Raw genomic sequence first — 3,535 nt, forward strand, 5'->3', positions numbered from 1 at the left:
CTGCTGGAAGTTGCTGGAAGAGAAGAATGGCGGCCGACCGGTGCGCCCCGAAGGAGCCCTCATGACCCCGCCCGTCGTCCACTCGCTGCGTGAGCAGATCCGCGAGCACATCCTGAGCGGGATCGTCAGCGGCCGCTGGCAGCCCGGCGAGCGGATCGTGGAGCGGCGGATCGCCGTGGAGCTGGAGGTCAGCCAGACGCCCGTACGGGAGGCGCTGCGCGAGCTGGAGTCGCTGCGGCTGATCGAGTCGGCGCCGAACAAGGGGGTCCGGGTGCGCAATCTGACCGCCACGGATCTCAAGGAGAGCTATCCGGTGCGGGCCGGGCTGGAGCGGGTGGCGGCGGGGCTGGCCGCGGAGCGGCTGGCGGCGGACCTCACCGCGCTGGAGCGGGAGGTCGCGGCGCTGCGCGAGGCCGACCGGACGGACGACGGAGAGGCGCAGGTCAGGCATACGGTGGCGTTCCACCGGGAGATCGTGCGGGCGGCCGGGAACGGGGTGCTGCTGCACACCTGGGAGTCGCTGGGCATCGAGGTCTGGACGACGCTGTCGATCCGCTGGCTGAGTCCCGAGCCGCGCTCGTACGCCGACGATCACCAGGAATTGGTGGACGCTTTCCGGCGGCGCGATCCGCTCATCGGAGACGTGCTCACCACGCATGTGCTGTGCTGCGCCCCGCAGGTCTGACACCGGGTGCCGAATTCGACGACACCCCGTGCCACCTGGGGTTTTTCTTTTTGATGAAACATTGATCGATCATCGATCAGAGGCGTATCGTCGTTGGTGGGCGCAAACCCCTGCCTGCCGCCTCCCACCTTCCTTTCGTCCGGAAAGGGGCCCACCCATGCCCGATCCCGTGCGCCAGCCGTACAGCCAGCTCGACCAGCTCCCGGACGTCGACCCCGAGGAGACGGCGGAGTGGGGCGAGTCGCTCGACGCCGTCACCGCCGCGGCCGGCCCGCACCGCGCCGCCTACCTCATGCGCCGCGCCCTGGAGCACGGCGAGGGCGACGGCCTGGGGCTCCCCCCGCTGCTGGAGAGCGAGTACGTCAACACCATCCCCACCGCCGCTGAGCCCGAGTACCCGGGCGACGAGGAGATGGAGAGCCGGATCACCGCCTACAACCGGTGGAACGCCGCCGCGATGGTGACCCGCGGCAGCACCCTCGGCCTCGGCGGCCACATCGCCACCTACGCCTCCGCCGCCTGGCTGTACGAGACCGGCTTCGAGCACTTCTTCCGCGGCAAGGACGACGCCGCGTCCGGCGGCTCCGGCGACCAGCTCTACCTCCAGGGCCACGCCTCCCCCGGCATCTACGCCCGCGCCTTCCTCGAAGGCCGGCTCACCGAGGGCCAGCTCGACCGGTTCCGCCAGGAGGCGAACGGCGACGGCCTGCCGTCCTACCCGCACCCGCGCCGGCTGCCCTGGCTGTGGGAGTTCCCGACCGTCTCCATGGGCCTGGGCCCGCTCTCCGCGATCTACCAGGCGCGCTTCAACCGCTACCTGGAGCACCGCGGGATCAAGGACACCTCCGGCTCGCGCGTCTGGGCGTTCCTCGGCGACGGCGAGATGGACGAGCCCGAGGCCACGGCCGCGCTCGCGCTGGCCGGCCGGGAGGGCCTGGACAACCTCACCTTCGTCATCAACTGCAACCTCCAGCGCCTCGACGGCCCCGTCCGCCCCAACTTCAAGATCGTGCAGGAGCTGGAGGCCCAGTTCCGCGCCGCGGGGTGGAACGTCGTCAAGTCCCTGTGGGGCGCCGCCTGGGACGACCTCTTCGCCCGCGACACCGACGGCGCGCTCGTACGCCGGCTGCGCGAGACGCCGGACGCCCAGTTCCAGACGTACGCGACGCGCGACGCCGCATACCTGCGCGACCACTTCTTCGGCGCCGACCCGGCGCTGCGGGCCATGGGCGGGCAGCTCACCGACGCCAAGCTGCTGGAGCTGTTCCAGACCTCCCGCGCCGGCCACGAGCCCCGCAAGGTGTACGCCGCCTACCGCGCCGCCGTGGAGCACAAGGGCGCGCCGACGGTGATCCTCGCGCAGACCGTCAAGGGCCACACCCTCGGCGCGGGCTTCGAGTCGCGCAACGCCAACCATCAGATGAAGAAGCTCACCGGCGAGCAGTTCCGCGACATGCGCGACCTGCTCGGGCTGCCCATCCCGGACAGCGCGCTGGCCGACGGCCCCGTGCCGTACGCGCACCCCGGCGAGAACTCCCCCGAGATGGCCTACCTCCGCGAGCGCCGCGCCGCGCTCGGCGGCCCGTCCCCGGCCCGCAAGGTCACGGCGAAGCCGCTGCCCGAGCCGTCCGCGAAGCCCTTCGAGGCGCTCCAGAAGGGCTCGGGAACGCAGGAGATCGCCACCACCATGGCGTTCGTCCGGCTCGTCAAGGACCTGATGCGGGAGAAGGAGACCGGCCGCCGCTGGGTGCCGATCGTCCCCGACGAGGCCCGCACCTTCGGCATGGAGTCGCTCTTCCCGTCCGCCGGGCTCTACTCGCCCAAGGGCCAGACGTACGACCCCGTCGACCGCGACCAGCTCCTGTACTACAAGGAGGCCAAGGACGGTCAGATCCTGAACGAGGGCATCACCGAGGCCGGTTCCCTGGCCGACTTCACCGCCGCCGCGACCTCGTACGCGACGCACGGCGAGCCGATGATCCCGTTCTACATCTTCTACTCGATGTTCGGCTGGCAGCGCACGGCCGACCAGTTCTGGGCACTCGCCGACCAGCTCGGCCGCGGCTTCGTCATCGGCGCCACCGCGGGCCGCACGACGATGACGGGCGAGGGCCTCCAGCACGCCGACGGCCACTCGCACCTGATCGCCTCCACCAACCCGGCGGCCATCTCGTACGACCCGGCGTTCGCGTACGAGGTCTCGGTGATCGTCCGCGAGGGCCTGCGCCGGATGTACGGCCCCGAGGCCGAGGATGTCTTCTACTACCTGACCGTCTACAACGAGACGAAGGTGCAGCCCGCCATGCCCGAGGGCGTGGAGGAGGGCATCCTCAAGGGCCTCTACCGCTACCAGGAGGCCGAGGCTCCGGCCGAGGGCGCGCCGCGCCTCCAGCTGCTCGCCTCGGGCACCGCGATCCACTGGGCGCTGGACGCGCAGCGGCTGCTCGCCGAGGACTGGGGCGTCGCCGCCGACGTCTGGTCCGCGCCGTCCTGGACCGAGCTGCGCCGCGAGGCCCTCGACTGCGAGGCCGCCGCGCTGCGCGGCGAGGAGCGCGTCCCGTACGTCACCCAGGCGCTGCACGGCGCGCAGGGCCCGGTCGTGGCCGTCAGCGACTGGATGCGGGCGGTGCCGGACCAGATCGCGCCGTGGGTCGAGCAGGACTGGACCTCCATCGGCACGGACGGCTTCGGCCTCTCCGACACCCGCGAGGCCGCGCGCCGCCACTTCGGCGTCGACCCGCAGTCGGTCGTGGTGTCCGCCCTGTCCGCGCTCGCCCGGCGCGGCGAGGTCAAGGCGTCCGTCGTGAAGGAGGCCGCGGAGCGCTACGGCCTCTGACCCCTCCCCCGCAC

2 protein-coding genes are annotated in these 3,535 nt (G+C 71.9%); both read left to right on the forward strand.

The window, feature by feature from the left end:
• The first annotated feature begins 61 nt into the window (after positions 1–61).
• The gene (locus ACFU99_RS37595) at positions 62–685 is read left to right on the forward strand and encodes a GntR family transcriptional regulator (protein ID WP_384401362.1); all 624 of its coding nucleotides are present in this window, start codon (positions 62–64) and stop codon (positions 683–685) included.
• A 157-nt stretch (positions 686–842) separates the two neighbouring features.
• Complete coding sequence (aceE, locus tag ACFU99_RS37600) at positions 843–3,521, forward strand: pyruvate dehydrogenase (acetyl-transferring), homodimeric type (RefSeq protein ID WP_384401359.1); 2,679 nt, start codon at positions 843–845, stop codon at positions 3,519–3,521.
• Positions 3,522–3,535: the final 14 nt, after the last annotated feature.

Origin of the sequence: Streptomyces sp. NPDC057654 (assembly GCF_042800135.1) — a bacterium.
Classification (GTDB): domain Bacteria; phylum Actinomycetota; class Actinomycetes; order Streptomycetales; family Streptomycetaceae; genus Streptomyces.

Bases quoted from the DNA above. Each gene is read 5' to 3' on its own strand.
- ACFU99_RS37595 (WP_384401362.1), top strand. From the start codon at position 62: ATGACCCCGCCCGTCGTCCACTCGCTGCGTGAGCAGATCCGCGAGCAC.
- aceE (WP_384401359.1), top strand. From the start codon at position 843: ATGCCCGATCCCGTGCGCCAGCCGTACAGCCAGCTCGACCAGCTCCCG.